The sequence below is a fragment of the Acinetobacter sp. SW-226 genome (assembly GCF_055632855.1).
Genome location: NZ_CM145752.1, coordinates 3,524,252 through 3,543,080 on the forward strand (window position 1 = coordinate 3,524,252; position 18,829 = coordinate 3,543,080).

13 protein-coding genes, 2 tRNA genes and 3 rRNA genes are annotated in these 18,829 nt (G+C 42.0%); 8 read left to right on the forward strand and 10 right to left on the reverse strand.

Features of this window, described 5'->3' with window-relative positions; all coding sequences use genetic code 11:
• Positions 1-156: 156 nt before the first annotated feature.
• A protein-coding gene (locus ACZ8ZH_RS16700) for an IS4 family transposase (RefSeq protein ID WP_470247926.1) occupies positions 157-1,247 on the reverse strand; the annotation gives its coding sequence in 2 pieces (ribosomal slippage) (positions 157-707 and positions 707-1,247; 1,092 coding nt in all).
• A 249-nt stretch (positions 1,248-1,496) separates the two neighbouring features.
• Between ACZ8ZH_RS16700 and ACZ8ZH_RS16705 the strand changes: the two genes are divergently transcribed.
• Positions 1,497-2,366 (forward strand): IS982 family transposase, encoded by an 870-nt coding sequence (locus tag ACZ8ZH_RS16705; protein WP_470247936.1) that lies wholly within the window; start codon positions 1,497-1,499, stop codon positions 2,364-2,366.
• A gap of 205 nt (positions 2,367-2,571) precedes the next feature.
• Here ACZ8ZH_RS16705 and rrf read toward each other — a convergent pair.
• The 8 genes from rrf to def form a co-directional block, all read right to left on the reverse strand.
• Positions 2,572-2,686: ribosomal RNA gene (gene rrf / locus ACZ8ZH_RS16710) — 5S ribosomal RNA — on the reverse strand.
• A gap of 179 nt (positions 2,687-2,865) precedes the next feature.
• Positions 2,866-5,759: ribosomal RNA gene (locus ACZ8ZH_RS16715) — 23S ribosomal RNA — on the reverse strand.
• Positions 5,760-6,094: 335 nt separating this feature from the next.
• Positions 6,095-6,170 (reverse strand) — tRNA-Ala (locus ACZ8ZH_RS16720).
• 68 nt (positions 6,171-6,238) lie between these two features.
• Positions 6,239-6,315, reverse strand: a tRNA-Ile gene (locus ACZ8ZH_RS16725).
• A gap of 61 nt (positions 6,316-6,376) precedes the next feature.
• Positions 6,377-7,913, reverse strand: a 16S ribosomal RNA gene (locus ACZ8ZH_RS16730).
• Together the 16S, 23S and 5S rRNA genes with 2 tRNA genes alongside form the textbook arrangement of a ribosomal RNA operon.
• 704 nt (positions 7,914-8,617) lie before the next feature.
• Positions 8,618-10,663: a TonB-dependent copper receptor gene (locus ACZ8ZH_RS16735; protein WP_119065004.1), complete on the reverse strand. Its 2,046-nt coding sequence runs from the start codon at positions 10,661-10,663 to the stop codon at positions 8,618-8,620.
• Between the two features lie 72 nt (positions 10,664-10,735).
• Entirely contained in the window at positions 10,736-11,173 is a 438-nt protein-coding gene (locus tag ACZ8ZH_RS16740; RefSeq protein WP_086210793.1) for a DUF2946 family protein, read from the reverse strand.
• Positions 11,174-11,257: 84 nt separating this feature from the next.
• Positions 11,258-11,788, reverse strand: a complete 531-nt coding sequence (gene def, locus ACZ8ZH_RS16745; RefSeq protein ID WP_086210794.1) for a peptide deformylase — start codon at positions 11,786-11,788, stop codon at positions 11,258-11,260.
• Positions 11,789-11,908: 120 nt separating this feature from the next.
• Here def and ACZ8ZH_RS16750 point away from each other — a divergent pair, with 120 nt between their 5' ends.
• Genes ACZ8ZH_RS16750 through tsaC form a run of 3 tightly spaced genes read left to right on the forward strand, consistent with a single transcriptional unit; the run spans position 11,909 to position 14,834 of the window.
• A complete protein-coding gene (locus ACZ8ZH_RS16750) occupies positions 11,909-13,063 on the forward strand; it encodes a LysM peptidoglycan-binding domain-containing protein (protein ID WP_086210795.1) in 1,155 nt (384 codons plus the stop codon).
• Positions 13,064-13,085: 22 nt separating this feature from the next.
• Positions 13,086-14,219, forward strand: a complete 1,134-nt coding sequence (gene dprA, locus ACZ8ZH_RS16755) for a DNA-processing protein DprA (protein ID WP_119065005.1) — start codon at positions 13,086-13,088, stop codon at positions 14,217-14,219.
• A gap of 45 nt (positions 14,220-14,264) precedes the next feature.
• Complete coding sequence (tsaC, locus tag ACZ8ZH_RS16760; protein WP_086210797.1) at positions 14,265-14,834, forward strand: L-threonylcarbamoyladenylate synthase type 1 TsaC; 570 nt, start codon at positions 14,265-14,267, stop codon at positions 14,832-14,834.
• Between the two features lie 395 nt (positions 14,835-15,229).
• Here the strand turns inward: tsaC and ACZ8ZH_RS16765 are convergent, their stop codons facing one another.
• Entirely contained in the window at positions 15,230-16,150 is a 921-nt protein-coding gene (locus ACZ8ZH_RS16765; protein WP_086210798.1) for a DMT family transporter, read from the reverse strand.
• Positions 16,151-16,486: 336 nt separating this feature from the next.
• On the opposite strand from ACZ8ZH_RS16765, the gene ACZ8ZH_RS16770 reads away from it, so the two are divergent.
• The 4 genes from ACZ8ZH_RS16770 (at position 16,487) to ACZ8ZH_RS16785 (ending at position 18,684) form a co-directional block, all read left to right on the forward strand.
• Positions 16,487-17,041, forward strand: coding sequence for a hypothetical protein (locus ACZ8ZH_RS16770; RefSeq protein WP_119065006.1), 555 nt, complete (start codon positions 16,487-16,489; stop codon positions 17,039-17,041).
• Positions 17,042-17,163: 122 nt separating this feature from the next.
• A complete protein-coding gene (locus tag ACZ8ZH_RS16775; protein WP_086210800.1) occupies positions 17,164-17,709 on the forward strand; it encodes a glutathione peroxidase in 546 nt (181 codons plus the stop codon).
• Positions 17,710-17,884: 175 nt separating this feature from the next.
• Positions 17,885-18,187, forward strand: coding sequence for a hypothetical protein (locus ACZ8ZH_RS16780; protein ID WP_086210801.1), 303 nt, complete (start codon positions 17,885-17,887; stop codon positions 18,185-18,187).
• 62 nt (positions 18,188-18,249) lie between these two features.
• Positions 18,250-18,684, forward strand: coding sequence for an RcnB family protein (locus ACZ8ZH_RS16785; RefSeq protein ID WP_119065007.1), 435 nt, complete (start codon positions 18,250-18,252; stop codon positions 18,682-18,684).
• Positions 18,685-18,829: the final 145 nt, after the last annotated feature.

Sequence of the window (18,829 nt, forward strand, 5' to 3'; positions counted from 1 at the left end):
ATTCTCGGCTGGCAGATGAAAGATCTCAAATAGAGATCAAAGATGAAAGCCGATCATTTTACCATGAATTATATTCACCTTGCTTGATTATAATTTATACAACCTGGCTTAATTCATAATCAACTTATTAGAAGAATTCTCTGTACACGACAAATTTCACAGAACCCTTATCCTATCAGGATTCTGCCTTCTTAAAATTGCCAAAATTTCCTTAAACTCTTCTTTTTTCCCAAAACCAATTAAACGCTGAATCGCCATTTGAACATAGTCTAAACCATAGCGAAATAAACTCATTGAGAGTCGTCCATGCTTCTTTATTTTTATCGCTTTTTTTTGATCATGTTGCCATTCACCTGTTAAATAGCACCAACAGAAACCGATAGCTAGCACTGCTATCAATTTCTTGACTCGTCCAGGGTCTGTTAAACGAGTATTTTCAAGATTGAATCCACGTCCTTTGAGACAACTAAATAAGGTTTCGATTTCCCAGCGTAATGCATAATCACGAATAGCAGAAGCATTAAACATAGGAGAAACAACAAGTAAAAGTTCCCCATCTTCTAATCGTAGCGCACTAATATACAGTTTCACTCGACCAACCCAAATACGTCGTTTACGACATTCAGTTTGACCAACTTGAAGATGACGAAATAAATCACTAATTTTATGATTCCTGGCTAAGTGATTGGTCACAATAAAGTTTTTTTAACACGTATACAGAAGTTGATGTCATTTTCAATTAACCATGTAAACCATTTCTCACCGATAAATTCTCTGTCTGCGAACACATTCACAATACGGTCTTTACCAAAAATAGAGATAAAGCGTTGAATCAAAGCAATACGCTCTTTTGTATCTGAATTTCCACGTTTATTGAGCAATGTCCAAACAATAGGTATCGCTATTCCACGATAGACGATGGCTAACATCAAGATATTGATATCTCGTTTTCCCCATTTCCAATTGGTTCTATCTAAAGTCAGTTGCACTTTGTCGAATGAAAACATATTGAAAATCAACTGAGAAATTTGACGATAATCAAAATACTGACCTGCAAAGAAGCGTTGTATACGTCGATAAAATGATTGTGGTAAGCACTTGATGGGTAAGGCTTTAGATGCAGAAGAAAGATTACAGGTCTGTTTTACAATTAATGCAATCATAATCAGTGTAAAACATTTTACATGTGACTTGTTCCACTTTAGATATTTGTTTAAGATGAGATGTAACTCATTGAAATGTGTCATCATATTCGTCGTCAGAAAACAAGTATTATGCCATTATTTCAATGAGTTATCTATTTTTGTCGTGTACAGAGAGAAGAATTATTCCAAGCAAACCTATCTCTTTTATGAAAACCACAATAAAAAAGATAAAATGCTTAATAAATGAAATATATAGATTAACCCGAATCATGGATAAGAAATAGGCTTGAAAAAGAAGAGGACTAGAGCTATCAGTTGAGTTACCACACCAAACTCACAACTCTAGTCCTTATGTTCGATAGTACAGAATTATTTTGTGTAATTGATGATTTCTTCTTAAAATTTGAAGCCACTTACTGGAAATTTCTTAAAGAATGTCACCATTGTCTAAGAATTCGAACCGCTCAACTGAATATTTCAGAAATCATCTTCATTGCGATTTGGTATAAATGTTCTCATTTTAATAACTTCAAAGCATTTTTCTCATCGTTGAAACAAGACAAAAGCCATTTATTTAAAAGTTTACCCTGTTATCAGCGCATGATTCATTTAGTGAATACACATCAACTCGCTTTACATGCCTTGCATTTCGCTGTGATGAAAGATGATCAAAGTTCGTATTTATGGATTGATTCAACTACTTTGCCAGTCTGTAAAAATCAGCGTATTCAGCGACATAAATCCATATCATCAATTGCAACGCGTGGTAAAAGCTCAATGGGATGGTTCTTTGGTTGTAAGCTACATTTACTGATGAATCAATCAGGTGAGATTGCGAACTCAGTTTTATCTAATGGACATACAGCGGATATCAAAATGGTTAAACAGTTGGTAGAAGGATTAAAAGCAAAGCTTTATGCTGATCGTGGCTATATTAGTCATGAACTGAAAGCTAGGCTTAAAGAACAAGATATTGATTTAATTACATATCATCGTAAAAACATGCAGGCAGTTCAATTGTCAAAAGAAGATGAATATTATCTAAAGCAGCGCAACAAAATAGAAACGTTATTTAGTTTGCTCAAAGGGAAATATAATTTGGTAACAAGTAACGCGAGAAGTGTTGAAGGCTATTTAGCTGGTATTTATGCCTCTTTATGTGCTTACCAATTATGTCATCAAAACAAGCCAATCATTCGGGTTGTGGAATCATTGACTTAAACAGGATTCGGGTAGATTAAGAAAGCCGTTCTAAACTTTCAGACTGAGCAGAATGCAGACAAAGATATGGAATCACATGATCATGCATGAATATAAATTTTTTATACTATATGGTTTCTGATCTCTTCTTCTTTCCTCTATATTTCGCTAACCGCATAATAAAAAAAGCCCCCTAACAATTAAGTTAGGGGGCTTTTGAATAATGAGCTGGCGATGACTTACTCTCACATGGCAAACGCCACACTACCATCAGCGCTAAGAGGTTTCACTTCTGAGTTCGGGAAGGGATCAGGTGGTTCACTCTTGCTATTGTCGCCAGCACAACTGTTTATGACTATTCGTTTGGTCTTATTTACACATTGTGTATGCCTAACTTTCATCAAATGAGTTATTAACAGAACATCTGAGTTAATTTAATTTGCACATTGTACTTAGCTTTATAACTAAATCAAGGTATTTGCAGTGATTTGAACCACAACACCAACTGTTTGGGTGTTGTATAGTCAAGCCTCACGAGCAATTAGTATTGGTCAGCTTCACATATCACTATGCTTCCACATCCAACCTATCAACGTCGTAGTCTTCAACGGCTCTTTAGAGGACATAAAGTCCTAGGGAAATCTTATCTTGAGGTAGGCTTCCCGCTTAGATGCTTTCAGCGGTTATCCCTTCCGAACATAGCTACCCGGCGATGCGACTGGCGTCACAACCGGTACACCAGAGGTTCGTCCACTCTGGTCCTCTCGTACTAGGAGCAGATCCTCTCAAATTTCCAACGCCCACGGTAGATAGGGACCGAACTGTCTCACGACGTTCTAAACCCAGCTCGCGTACCTCTTTAAATGGCGAACAGCCATACCCTTGGGACCTGCTTCAGCCCCAGGATGAGATGAGCCGACATCGAGGTGCCAAACACCGCCGTCGATATGAACTCTTGGGCGGTATCAGCCTGTTATCCCCAGAGTACCTTTTATCCGTTGAGCGATGGCCCTTCCATACAGAACCACCGGATCACTAAGACCTACTTTCGTACCTGCTCGACTTGTGGGTCTCGCAGTTAAGCGCGCTTTTGCCTTTATACTCTACGCGTGATTTCCGACCACGCTGAGCGCACCTTCGTACTCCTCCGTTACTCTTTAGGAGGAGACCGCCCCAGTCAAACTACCCACCAGACATGGTCCTCGTCCCGGATTACGGGACAGAGTTAGAACCTCAATATTACCAGGGTGGTATTTCAAGATTGGCTCCACCGAAACTAGCGTCTCGGTTTCAAAGCCTCCCACCTATCCTACACAAGTAAGATCAAAGTTCAATGTCAAGCTGCAGTAAAGGTTCACGGGGTCTTTCCGTCTAGCCGCGGGTACACCGCATCTTCACGGCGAATTCGATTTCACTGAGCCTCTGCTGGAGACAGCGCCCCCATCATTATGCCATTCGTGCAGGTCGGAACTTACCCGACAAGGAATTTCGCTACCTTAGGACCGTTATAGTTACGGCCGCCGTTTACTGGGGCTTCGATCAAGAGCTTCGCTTACGCTAACCCCATCAATTAACCTTCCAGCACCGGGCAGGCATCACACCCTATACGTCCACTTTCGTGTTTGCAGAGTGCTATGTTTTTAATAAACAGTTGCAGGGGCCTGGTTTCTGTGGCTGCCAATAGCTCAAGGAGTAAATCCTATCACCGTCGGCAGCGTACCTTCTCCCGAAGTTACGGTACCATTTTGCCTAGTTCCTTCAGCAGAGTTCTCTCAAGCGCTTTGGTCTACTCGACCTGACCACCTGTGTCGGTTTCGGGTACGATTCCTATGTAACTGAAGCTTAGAGACTTTTCCTGGAAGCATGGTATCAGCCACTTCACTGTACAAGTACAGCTTGCTATCAGTTCTCAGCATAGAGTACCCCGGATTTGCCTAAGATACATGCCTACAACCTTCCACCTGGACAACCAACGCCAGGCTGACTTAACCTTCTCCGTCCTCTCATCGCATTACATAGAAGTATTGGAATATTAACCAATTTCCCATCGACTACGCCTCTCGGCCTCGCCTTAGGGGTCGACTCACCCAGCCCCGATTAACGTTGGACTGGAACCCTTGGTCTTTCAGCGAACGGGTTTTTCACCCGTTTTGTCGTTACTCACGTCAGCATTCGCACTTCTGATACCTCCAGCATACTTCTCAATACACCTTCATCGGCTTACAGAACGCTCCCCTACCACTTGCAATAAATTGCAAATCCGCAGCTTCGGCATATAGTTTTAGCCCCGTTACATCTTCCGCGCAGGCCGACTCGACTAGTGAGCTATTACGCTTTCTTTAAAGGGTGGCTGCTTCTAAGCCAACCTCCTAGCTGTCTATGCCTTCCCACATCGTTTCCCACTTAACTATAATTTTGGGGCCTTAGCTGGCGGTCTGGATTGTTTTCCTCTTGACTACGGACGTTAGCACCCGCAGTCTGTCTCCCGGATAGTACTCATTGGTATTCGGAGTTTGCATCGGTTTGGTAAGTCGGGATGACCCCCTAGCCGAAACAGTGCTCTACCCCCAATGGTATTCGTCCGAGGCGCTACCTAAATAGCTTTCGGGGAGAACCAGCTATCACCGAGTTTGATTAGCCTTTCACCCCTATCCACAAGTCATCCCCTGGCTTTTCAACGACAGTGGGTTCGGTCCTCCAGTTAGTGTTACCCAACCTTCAACCTGCTCATGGATAGATCACCCGGTTTCGGGTCTACACCCAGCAACTAAACGCCCTATTAAGACTCGATTTCTCTACGGCTCCCCTATGCGGTTAACCTCGCTACTGAATGTAAGTCGCTGACCCATTATACAAAAGGTACGCAGTCACCGAACATGTCGGCTCCCACTGCTTGTATGCATGCGGTTTCAGGATCTATTTCACTCCCCTCACAGGGGTTCTTTTCGCCTTTCCCTCACGGTACTGGTTCACTATCGGTCAGTCAGGAGTATTTAGCCTTGGAGGATGGTCCCCCCATATTCAGACAAGGTTTCACGTGCCCCGCCCTACTCGACATCATCATATAAGCCCTTTCGTGTACAGGACTATCACCCACTATGGTTGCACTTCCCAGAGCATTCCACTAAAACTTATATGACTTAATGGGCTTTTCCCCGTTCGCTCGCCGCTACTGAGGGAATCTCAATTGATTTCTTTTCCTAAGGGTACTGAGATGTTTCACTTCCCCTCGTTCGCCTCGTATGACTATGTATTCATCATACGATACCTGCCTTATGACAGGTGGGTTTCCCCATTCAGAAATCTCCGGATCACAGGATATTTGCCGCCTCCCCGGAGCTTATCGCAGGCTATTACGTCTTTCTTCGCCTCTGACTGCCAAGGCATCCACCACATGCACTTAATTACTTGACTATACAACCCCAAACAGTCGCTAATCCCTACAAGTAGGATATTGCGTCGCGAACTTAATCGCTACAGTTGGAGCCTTGTAGATTTAACTACGTACAGCTTCAATTCAATTCACATACCAAAACGCTTGATTCAGTTAATTTCGCTAGTAACTCATTTCTTCAATCTTCACCATCCAGTAATAAATCACTGTTAATGTCGATCTTAAAAACGAGTATGAACAAATTATTTCAACTCAAATATATTCTGTTAATGATTTTTCCAGCCTTCGTCAGGTCAGGAAACTGCGATAAATCACAGAAGTTAATAAGCTTTAACTTACTAATTTCTATAATCTATGGTGGAGACTAGGAGAGTCGAACTCCTGACCTCCTGCGTGCAAAGCAGGCGCTCTACCAACTAAGCTAAGTCCCCAGCTTATCAATAAGTCAATGTCTCTGTTTTTCTGTATTCAGCATTTAACAATGCTTGTTAGTCAGATTTGGTGGGTCTGACAAGACTTGAACTTGTGACCCCACGCTTATCAAGCGTGTGCTCTAACCAACTGAGCTACAGACCCTCAGATACATCGTCATGAAGAACAACTTGTTGTGGATTCTTACCAATCGTCAATCTTTCGTTAAGGAGGTGATCCAGCCGCAGGTTCCCCTACGGCTACCTTGTTACGACTTCACCCCAGTCATCGGCCACACCGTGGTAAGCGTCCTCCTTGCGGTTAGACTACCTACTTCTGGTGCAACAAACTCCCATGGTGTGACGGGCGGTGTGTACAAGGCCCGGGAACGTATTCACCGCGGCATTCTGATCCGCGATTACTAGCGATTCCGACTTCATGGAGTCGAGTTGCAGACTCCAATCCGGACTACGATCGGCTTTTTGAGATTAGCATCCTATCGCTAGGTAGCAACCCTTTGTACCGACCATTGTAGCACGTGTGTAGCCCTGGTCGTAAGGGCCATGATGACTTGACGTCGTCCCCGCCTTCCTCCAGTTTGTCACTGGCAGTATCCTTAAAGTTCCCACCCGAAGTGCTGGCAAATAAGGAAAAGGGTTGCGCTCGTTGCGGGACTTAACCCAACATCTCACGACACGAGCTGACGACAGCCATGCAGCACCTGTATGTAAGTTCCCGAAGGCACCAATCCATCTCTGGAAAGTTCTTACTATGTCAAGACCAGGTAAGGTTCTTCGCGTTGCATCGAATTAAACCACATGCTCCACCGCTTGTGCGGGCCCCCGTCAATTCATTTGAGTTTTAGTCTTGCGACCGTACTCCCCAGGCGGTCTACTTATCGCGTTAGCTGCGCCACTAAAGCCTCAAAGGCCCCAACGGCTAGTAGACATCGTTTACGGCATGGACTACCAGGGTATCTAATCCTGTTTGCTCCCCATGCTTTCGTACCTCAGCGTCAGTATTAGGCCAGATGGCTGCCTTCGCCATCGGTATTCCTCCAGATCTCTACGCATTTCACCGCTACACCTGGAATTCTACCATCCTCTCCCATACTCTAGCTTCCCAGTATCGAATGCAATTCCCAAGTTAAGCTCGGGGATTTCACATCCGACTTAAAAAGCCGCCTACGCACGCTTTACGCCCAGTAAATCCGATTAACGCTCGCACCCTCTGTATTACCGCGGCTGCTGGCACAGAGTTAGCCGGTGCTTATTCTGCGAGTAACGTCCACTATCCAAGAGTATTAATCTCGGTAGCCTCCTCCTCGCTTAAAGTGCTTTACAACCAAAAGGCCTTCTTCACACACGCGGCATGGCTGGATCAGGGTTCCCCCCATTGTCCAATATTCCCCACTGCTGCCTCCCGTAGGAGTCTGGGCCGTGTCTCAGTCCCAGTGTGGCGGATCATCCTCTCAGACCCGCTACAGATCGTCGCCTTGGTAGGCCTTTACCCCACCAACTAGCTAATCCGACTTAGGCTCATCTATTAGCGCAAGGTCCGAAGATCCCCTGCTTTCCCCCTTAGGGCGTATGCGGTATTAGCATCCCTTTCGAAATGTTGTCCCCCACTAATAGGCAGATTCCTAAGCATTACTCACCCGTCCGCCGCTAGGTTAGGTAGCAAGCTACCTCCCCCCGCTCGACTTGCATGTGTTAAGCCTGCCGCCAGCGTTCAATCTGAGCCATGATCAAACTCTTCAGTTAAAATCATTTAGTGACTTAAGGTCACAATTCTGGCTCATCAATTTTCTGACTAAAAATTCGCTCAAATAAACTTCGAGTAATTTCTACCATCAATCAATGAAATATTTTCGATCGATCAATCAGTAAAAATCCACACAAGTTGTTCTTCATAATCTCTTAATGATCTTCTCAATGGTTCGTCACCATCAAGCTAGGTCGGCTATATTACTCTCAATCTCTTAAAAGTCAACTGGTAATTTAAATTATTTTAAACTCTCTTTCTAAAACCCAACTCAATCACTTTCAACTAAGTTACTGTTTTATCAGAAGTTTTAATCTTAATCACCGCCGATGGATGTGCATTCTACAGCATTTCTATCCCCTTGCAACACTTATTCTGAATAAATATTTTCACATGTTTACTTTTCAAACTCGCATGAATTTAAGTTGTTGTTATTTATATAAAATATATTTTATAAATTTTAACTCATTTTCATAACCACTTAAATTCAACCCGTGCGGTATACATTTTTTACACCCTAACATATTGTTTATATTATATATTTTAAAAATAAACTCAATTACTATCTTTAAACTGCTGTTTCCTTAGCCACTTTCTGTTGAATCTTTATTCAGCATGCTGTTTTATCAAACATTTTTTAACTTACAAAGCAAAACAGCCCATCTATTTCTAGACAGGCTGTTGCGATGATTACTCTATATTTTTAGAACTTCATACTGATACGTGCCCAATAATTACGCCCAATATTATTGAATTGTTCTGTTGCAGCATAACCAAAACCTGAACTTCCAAGTTTATTCAAATGCTCGGCATAGTTTTTATTCAGCACATTATCTATTCCGACTGAAAGGTCTAGATCTTTTTGGATATTATAAGTCCCATTTAAAGACAGCGTTCCAAAACCTTTACTGTCTTCTAAATCATATCCAATGATATTGCCTTCTCGGTAGCTAGTACGATCTTGTGCTGCAACCACACGCCATAATAAACCAAGGTTATATTTTTCTTGCACATAGCGTAGATTGAAACGTCCTTCTAATGGTGCAATTTGCGGTAAAGCGGTGTGATCCGTTGTATTTTCACCCCATGCATACATGGCACTGATGTCCGCTTGAATTTGATCCGTCAACTGGTAAGCCACACCTGCTTCAGCACCTGCAATGGTTGCATCGACATTTCGGCTTTTGGCTTCTAACTTGCCCATTGAACCTGTCGGGGTATACACCACTAATATATAGTCTTGAATCAAACCTGCGTAAACAGAAGCCCATGATTTAAATGCACCCTGTTCATATTGATAGCCTGCATCAAACTGCGCGGTTTTTTCATTCTCTAAATCGGCAAAGGTCGTACCTGCACTTTGATGATATTTGGTACTAAACAATTCCCAATAATCAGGCACACGCTCTACATAACCTAAACCTGCGTAAGTTTTAAGATGTTCCGCAAGCTCACTTTCAATTCGAATAAAACCACTTGGCAAAGTTTCTTTACGCTCTGTATTAGTGGCTAAATTATCAATCTTCGCTTGATCGACACGTGCACCTGTTACCAGTTTATGCTGATCATTGAATGCATAACTCAGCTCGCCAAAAGCCCCATAAGACTCAAATTCCATATTGGTTTTAAAGGGAGAGTTCATACTCGGCATAGCGTACATAATCATATTGCCACCATGCTTATTAAGCTGTGAGTCTATTCCTGTCATCAGGCTGACTTTGTCCCATTCAGAAGTCATTGCAGCACGTGCATTCAACGTACGACGTGTCACCTCCATCTCCATCTTATTTGGCACAGTCATACTCATGCCATTCATCGTCATAGTCGTTGTTGGTGGCGTTCTTAAACGAAAATTATCCATAACATGGTCGTTATAGCTATAGTCAACTTGTGCTTCGACCTTCTTAATCACTTCGCTGACATTTTTCTTTTGCAGATGCAAACCTAAACTTTCACGGGCAAATTTAGAGCCATCCATGCTACGTCCAGCATAAACAGCCTCACCATCACTTTTACCACCTTTTAGCTCTATCCATGTGTCTTCATTCGGAGTCCAGCCTAATGCAAGGTCTGCATTCCATTTTTCCCAATCTGATGGAACCGTATCGCCCGCTCCATCTTGATAACTGCCTGCAATCGAACGGTTAGCATTTAAACGTGCATATTTCTTTTCATCACCAACAGCAGCTTCAACATTTTGATCTAAACGACCATAAGAGCCAAGCATGACACTGGCTTGTCCACGATAAGGTTTCGCCGAAGTGAGCTGTTCAGGTTCACGTTCAAAAATAACGGTTGCGGCTGAACCAGTATGCGCATACTGAACAGTTTGCGGCCCTTTTACGACCGTGATTTTGTCGTAGCTTTCAGGAGAAACATACGACGCTGGATTATCCATACGGCTTGGGCATGCGCCTAGGTTTTCCGTACCATCGGTGAGGATTTTAATACGGGAACCAAACATACCACGGAAGGTGACATCGCCATTCGCACCGCCATTTTTGATCTGGTTAAAACCGACAATACTTTGTAGGTAGGCTGCACCGTCAACTGCAGGAATTGGCTGCGTGGGTTGCTTCGGATCGGCATGTACAATGAGACCATTGGCATCATTGCCCTGCTGAGCCGTCACCACAATCGGCGCTAAAATATGCGCACTGTCTGTCTCTGTGGCAAATACGACACTTGAAAAACAAGCAAGAGAAATCGCAGCCGCAAGAGGCTGTAAAAAGAATGTAGGCTGAGCCATTTTTATTCTCACTAAATCTATAAATACAACTAGGCTAGAGTCCGTTAAGACCCGAAAAATAAATGTCTAGGTTTATACAAACAGTGGCGGTGCTCGCCCTTGAGGCAATAAGAAAAGTTGTTGCAGCGCAAACCAAACATGCACAAAGGCTTTTTGAAATGCAACTAAACGGACTTGAATACGATCGAGTACCGATTTCAACTCTAAATCGGGCGGTAAGACTAAATTACCGTACACCGTACAGTATTGGCATTGATGACTGGCATCATGATGATTGTGTTCAGCATGTTGTGAACTGAGTTCATGCTGAGTCTGCATATCATGATGATGCGTGGAATGCTTTTCAGCATGAGAACTGAGATGTTCAACTGGCTTGAGTAAAAGCGCACGCGTAATGGTTTCACAGACCGGCGCAATTTGATATTGCGTCGGAAGCAAAGGCTGTAAAAAAACAGCAATCTGTAAAAACACGGCTACACAAGACAGTAGCAACGCAGCTCTAAAGAACAATCCATTCCACCTAAGTTGAGGACGTGCGAAGTATATAACAAAGCCCAATCAAAATTGGGCTTTGTTTATGAAATTTAGGAAAAATTAACGTTTTACGGCTACTTTGTCTTTTTGACGTTGACGCGTGATTTTTTCCACTTTTTCCCGTGCACGTTGACGCTTCAGCGGCGACAGATAATCGACAAACAATTTGCCATTTAAGTGATCCATTTCATGTTGAATGCAAACAGCGAGAAGTCCGTCAGCTTCGACCTCAAATGCTTGACCTTCAAGGTTAATTGCTTCGATCTTTACACGTGACGGACGCGCAACTTTATCGTATATTTGAGGAACTGATAGACAGCCTTCTTCATAGGGCTGTGTTTCTTCGGTCAATGGGGTGACTTTGGGGTTAATGAATACCAAAGGTTGGTCTTTATGTTCAGACAAGTCCATGACAATTAACTGAATATGACGATCAACTTGTGTCGCGGCAAGTCCAATGCCTGGCGCTTCATACATGGTTTCAAACATATCTGTAGCCAGCTGACGAATTTCATCAGTAACTTCTTCGACGGGTTCTGCAATGGTACGAAGACGGGGATCAGGAAAACTTAAAATAGGTAATAAGGCCATACTGCGTCCTCAATTATGCCATTGATCAAAAAACCAAATGAAGGGAATGCTTGATCAAAAAAATGTGTGTAATATCGTTATTATAACGCAACTACATACATAATTTTAGGAATTATGATAATGAAAAAGGTTTTTATGGGCATGCCATCTTTTAGTGCCTTGGGGTTTAAGCAACACATACTAGCTCTTGCCATTTGTGTAAGCGTTGGAGCAAGCGTTATTTCTACAGCACATGCAGCACCTGCTCGAAATACCAATCCACCTGCTCTAAAAGCCAATGCACCGAATGTTTATGTGGTGAAAAAAGGCGATACCTTGTGGGATATTTCTAAACGTTTTCTCAATAATCCTGTTCGCTGGCCTGAAATTTGGGCAAGTAATAAACATGTTAAAAACCCGCATTGGATTTTCCCAGGTGACCGCTTGCTGATGTGTACCTATGAAGGTCGCCCAATCATTGGCAAAGACGAAGGCGATGGCTGTGAAGGGATTATTCGTCGTTATGCAGGTGGCACCAAACTTCAACCACAAGCTCGCGTTGAATCATTAAACAATGCAATTCCAGTGATTCCACTTGAATATATTAAGAACTGGCTAGAACACAGTACTATTCTGCCTGAAGAATCATTAAAAGATACACCATATATTGTCGGTGCTGCAGATCAACGAGTCATTGCAGGTAAAGGCCAAACTGTTTATGCACGTGGTCAAGGCATTCAAGTCGGTCAGCGCTACGCGATTTACCGTGAAGGCGAACCGTATATTGTGACGGATGCAGAAGGTAAAAAACAAAATCTAGGTTTAGAGTTGACTCAGGTTGGTTCAGCCATTGCCATCCGTGGTGAAAATGACATGTCAACTTTAGAAATTACAGACTCATATAATTCTGAAGTCCGTCGTGGTTATCGTGTCCTACCTGAATATGATGCCATGCTTCCAACCTTGTTCTACCCAACACATGCACAAGATGTGACTGGTGGCGGTCAAGTGATTCGTGTTCAAGGTTCGATTGGTTTGGCAGCGAAGCATTCAGTTGTAACCATTGACCGTGGCACAATGGATGGCGTTCAATCAGGCTATGTGTTCGCGGTCAGCCAAAAGGGTCAAGAAATTCGTGATCCGAAGACCAATGAAAAACTCACTCTTCCAACTGAGCGTATTGGCAACATCATGGTATTCAAAACCTTTGACCGCGTTAGTTATGCTTATGTACTCGACAGCGAGTTACCAATGAACTTGGGCGCTCATATTTATCCATCGGTTGTGGATGAATAATCCGTTGCTTTAAGGTACATATATGCTGAACTCATTATCACATGAACAGATTGCAACAATCACCCTGTGGTATTTAGTTCAGCATTCTTTATCGAGCTTTCAAAAATTACAATTTCATTTTGGCTCAAGCAGTGAAGCCGTTGCTCCAGCTCATCTCAATACTTGGTCCAAACTCGGTTTGCACAAAAGCCACCTGCAACGTGTAGCAGAGCTACAAACGCCTGCTGGACAAAACAGATTGCAAAGTGTACTGCATAACATTCAAACCAGTTGTGATTTTATCTTGCTAGAAACCGAAAGCAATTACCCCTCTCAACTACTCCCTTATGCAGATCGGCCGCCAGTCTTGTTTGGTCAGGGTAATCTACAAAACTTAATGCAAGCTCAAGTTGCTATCGTCGGTAGTCGTAAGCCGAGCCCCCAAGGTAAGCAAATCGCGTATGACTTTGCTTATTACTTGGCAGAAAAAGGCTTTTACATTACCAGTGGCTTAGCTGAGGGCATTGATGCTGCGGCGCATCAGGGTGGATTAAAACATCAACGTACAATTGCGGTGATAGGTACAGGCTTAGATCTCACTTACCCCTCCCAACATCAAACGCTCCGCAGACAAATATTGGAAAATAATGGCTGCATTATTACAGAGTTTCTGCCCAGCACCCCACCTTTACAGCGTAATTTTCCACGGCGGAATCGTATCGTCAGTGCACTGAGTCTAGGGGTTGTGATTGCAGAAGCAGCCTTAAAAAGTGGCTCTATAGGAACCGCACAAAGAGCCGCAGAGCAAGGGAAAACCATTTTTGCCATTCCGGGGCATATTTACAGTGAACACCATCAAGGCTGCCATCAATTGATTCGTGAAGGAGCTATTTTGGTTGATCACCCTGAACAGGTCATTGAAGATTTAGCACTCCCTACCCAGTGGCATAGCCAATCTCAAGCAAATGGACTGCATGAAAATGTAGGTCTTGAAATTCCCCCCGATTTACTTGAGCTCTATAATCAACTGGATTGGGTTGGACAGAATATGGATCAGCTCAATTTTAAACTTGGGGTGGATATTGCCACACTCACCAGTCAATTGATGGAACTGGAAATTTTGGGACTTGCACAACAACAGGCTGGAAATTATCTGCGTTGCCGTTCTCACCAATAAAGTTCACAATAGTCCCTCTTTCCCCAATAAAAGGTACCACGTGTAATGATTACCACCTCTGTGACTGAAGCGGCGCAATGTTTAAAACATGGTCAAGTTTTAGCATATCCAACAGAAGCAGTATGGGGTTTAGGCTGTGATCCTTATAACGAACAGGCATTTTTGGACATTCTACGGATTAAACAGCGTCCTATAGAAAAAGGCGTCATTTTACTGGCCGGGCAAATTTCTCAAGTTGAACCGCTTTTAGAACATCTAGATCCTACTATTCGCCAGCAAGTTATTGATAGCTGGAGTCATCGTAGTCCATCTGAACGTGCAACCACATGGCTCTTGCCTGCAAATGAACATATTCCGACATGGATTAAAGGCAATCATCCTAAAGTTGCGGTTCGCGTCACCACACATCCCATTTGCGTTGCCCTGTGCAATGCTTTTCAGGGCTTTATTGTTTCCACCAGCGCCAATCCTGCTGGACTCGATCCTGCACGCTCATTACAAGATGCAAGCCAATATTTTGCCCAACAGGTAAGTTATCTAAATGGTGACTTAGGGCTAAGCCAAGAACCAAGTCGCATACTTGATGCAGAAACCGGTGAAGTGGTTCGTGCCTAAAAATAGGCTTCTGGTCAGAACTTATAGGAAAAATAGACAAAAAAAAGCTCAGCCATATAGGGATGGCTGAGCATAAAAAAGGATGTGTAATCACATCCAGAGGGTCTGAAAACCGTTGAGCAAAAGCAAATGCACTGTTTAAAAGCATCATCGTTTCGCAGTGCGCGTATTATGTAGCAAAATGTAACTTCTAACAAATAGATTTTTTGTATTAATCATGCGTCTAAAAGCATGATTAATCTGAATAATTGAAAGATAATTAAAATTATCTGTCTATTTTTAATGATTTTTTAGGCATATTAAAGAACATTGTTAATCTAAAAATACTATTACAAACAAAAAAATGAATGAATTATTCTATTCAAAATACATCTGTTTGTACATTTTTCAACCTTTTAATCTAAATGACCCGTCAACGTAGAAACCTTTTGTAGCGTTTTTCGCTGTGCGAGTAAAATACCCAAGATGATCACTATACCACCAACAGTATGATAGACCGTCCACGCTTCTTTTAACCAGAAAAATGCAATTACTGCAGTAAAAACAGGCATCAAGTTCATAAAAATGCTGGTTCGGTTTGGCCCTAAACGCGTAATTGCAAGCATCCAAACCATCGGTGCCACCAATGAAGGAAAGATGCTGGCATATAAGACACTCGCTGCATTTTGACTATTGATTGAATCCAGTCCGAAATATGCAATAAATGGTAAATGATAAAGCAGCGCAAAAAAGATTTGGACATAAAGGCTCAACATGAGTGGAATCTGTAATTGCCATTTCTTTAAAAACACGCCATAAAAGGCATAGAAAAAGACAGCAACCACCATCAAGACATCACCAAAGTGTCCGCCAGACTGAACTAAGCCCGCCAGATTGCCCTGCCCAATGATATAGACCAAACCAGCAAAAGAGAGAATACTGCCAATAATCGCAAAGCGATTTGGAATATCTTTTAAAATCAACAATGAAACAAAAATGGTAAAGATCGGAATAAAGGCATTAATCAGCCCCATATTAGTCGCAGTGGTATAATGGGCAGCCGTATAAGCTAAGCCCTGATACAACACTAGACCAAATGCGCTCAATACCGCGAGTTGCCAAATATGTCCTCGGATCAATACCCATTTACGACATAAAGGAATGAGTGCAAAAGGAGTTAAAAGGATAAAAGCAAAGAACCAACGATAAAAGCTAATACTCACAGGTGAAATAAAATCTGCCACATAACGCGTGACCACAATATTGATTGACCAAATCAGTACAGCAATGATGGGTAAACTCAAAGCCCAATACATTCGTTGTTGTGTAGTACTCATGCCTAATCCAGTTCAACTTTTGTATGCAAAATTTAGATGAATGTTAAAGCATTTTTTCAGTTTATTCGAATATCATTTGGGTATTCAACATAATTGATACATTTATTTTTTAGATTTAAAATCAATAAAAAAACAAAGTATTAGCGTTAATCATAAGTGCAAAACAGATTACAGTCATCACTTTCTACGTGCCAACTCTACAAAAACACCATAGAACGCATTCGGCCATCTCTGCATCTTATTTATAGCGTATGAGAAACGCATTCTGAATAGATTTGTCATTGCACTGCGACTTTGGCAGATACCAAGCATATTTCCCGATAGAAGGATGTTCTTATGAAAAAGTTACTTTTAACCACAGTCTGTTTGGCCACGCTATCTTTGGCCGCATGTGAAAAAAAAGGAACTGAACCGGTCGTTGAACAAACAACGTCTGCATCTGAAACAACCTCCACCGAGGCAACCACCGTCGTTGCTAATCATAGCAATAATAACATTGCTGATATTCAAGCCGATTTATTGGCCGTAGAAACCTTATCAAATGCAAAAGCACAGGAAGCCACAGCATTCCAAAAAGAAGTTGCCGCAGTTGTCGAAAAGAAAGATTCGACACAACTTAAAGCAGTGCTTGAAAAAACAGAAACCTATGTCAAACAATTTAATGATGAGCTTGACGCTTTAACTTTAAAAAGTACTGAGGTGGATGCCTTACGTAAAAAAATGCAGGATGCCAATAACCTTGGCATTGTGCTGACTAAAGAGAGTATTGAAACAAAGCCAGATAGCACAAAAATTACCGAGCTTCAAAACAAAGCCATGGAACTACAGAAAACCATCATGGCTGATGTCACGGCTTTAGAAGCCAAAGTCAAAGCAGCTCATGCTCCTTAACCTTAAAGCAAAACATTAAAGCAAGCTTCGGCTTGCTTTTTGTTGTGATGAGACATCAAATTGACGTGACTTTGGCGAACGCTTACAACACAATAAAATAGACTTTATATAAGGACACTCAAATGAGCACTTCGATTTATAACATTCCAGTCAAAACCATTCAGGGTGAAAACATCAACCTAAACCAGTACCAAGGTAAAGTACTACTGGTGGTGAATGTTGCATCTAAATGTGGACTGACACCACAATACGAAGGTTTAGAAAAACTCTACCAAGACAAAAAATCTCAAGGTCTAGAAATTTTAGGCTTCCCTGCTAATGATTTCTTAGCACAAGAGCCTGGTTCAGATACTGAAATTCAAGAATTTTGCTCACTCAATTACCAAGTTGATTTTCCACTCTTCTCAAAAATCTCAGTTGCAGGCGATGACAAACATCCGCTATACCAAACTCTGACCCAAGCCATTCCTGAACGTATTGGAGAAGGTCCATGGTGGAAAGACTTAGTTGACTACGGTTTAACACCAAATGAACCACCTGAGGTACTGTGGAACTTTGAAAAATTCTTAATCAATAAGAATGGAGAAGTGGTTGCGCGCTTCGCACCCGATATTACAGCCAATGATCCTCGTATCGTCGATGCAATCAATGCTGAACTATTAAAGTAAAAACAGCTCCTATGCTCAGAAAGTGAGATTCTTACTTTCTGACCTACTTTTCATTCGTCTCCTTTATTCCTCCACAGTTTTAAACTTTATACAACATAAAATCCAAATTAACTCGAACACTTACTGTTGTAATAGCAACATCAGAACAAGACAGATATGAATTGAAAGGTCGATTATGAAACATTTGGTGCAAGCAGTTATTCTCTCATTATCCACAGCATTAGTCGCTGCACCTGTTTTTGCAGCACAAGCAGAACAGCAACCTGCTAAAACTCAAGCAGCAACTCAACAGCACGTACATAAAGCAGCTGACGCCAGTAAGCCAGTAGCTGTAAAAAAGCAATCTAAGACACCAACACCAGCTGTACAAAAGAAAAAAGAAACACCTAAAAAGGCAACAAGCAAGAAAGTTACACCTCAGAACCACACACAACCGCAACACAAAACTGGCGAAAAAAAACCAGTTAAAGCTGCGTAATATTGCATTATTGCCTCTGTAACTTACGCCATCAACGCATACAATATTTAAAAAGGTCAATTATGAATCGTTTAATTAAAGCTGTAATTTTTTCATTCTCAACTGCATTAGTTGCTGCTCCTGCATTTGCTGCTCCACAAGATCAACGTAACAACGCAGAGCATGCAACACAAAATCACAATGATGCGCCAAATCACAATGATGCACATAAAGATGCATCTAACCATCATGCTGACGAGCATAAACCTGCTCCACAAGCTGCACAGCAACCAAGTCAACAAAAACCAAACCACGATAAAGCGCCAAGACCATCAGCATCTTGGAAGCCAGGCAATCCCGTACCAACTCAATACCGTGGTCAAGGCTACAAAGTCGACCATAAAAAGTTTAAAAAATTGAGCAAACCAGGTAAAAACCAACAATGGATTAAAGTGAATGGCGACTATGTACTGACAGATATTCGTACACATGCCATTATCAAAATTATTGCAGGTTAAGTTATCTGCTGATATCGAATCAGAAGAAAGAGTGCCACGGCACTCTTTTTTTTAGCTTCTCAAATAGTTTTGTTATGACTTTGAAACACTCTATTTTATCTGCACATTTTGCCTCTATATTAAAAATAGATAGCCGCAATATTGA